Raw genomic sequence first — 281 nt, forward strand, 5'->3', positions numbered from 1 at the left:
GAGCATGGTAGTTTTGCTCAATTTTGACGGCAGTGTGGGCCTTGGACGTTGTTGCCCCGCCAATCAACAGAGGAAGGTCAAAACCCTGCCGCTCCATTTCTTTGGCGACATGCACCATTTCATCGAGCGAAGGAGTGATCAACCCCGAAAGACCAATAATATCGACCTTCTCTTCTCTGGCCACTTTCAGGATCTTGTCGCAAGACACCATGACACCCAGGTCAATGATCTCGTAGTTATTACACTGCAGCACCACACCGACAATGTTTTTGCCGATATCG

At 49.5% G+C, this 281-nt stretch carries 1 protein-coding gene; it reads right to left on the reverse strand.

The features are described 5' to 3' along the window. On the reverse strand, window positions 1-281 hold a 281-nt coding region (locus ACYP03_RS25815), incomplete at both ends, for a cobalamin-dependent protein (RefSeq protein ID WP_459782651.1).

It is taken from the genome of Photobacterium sp. R1, from assembly GCF_054600795.1.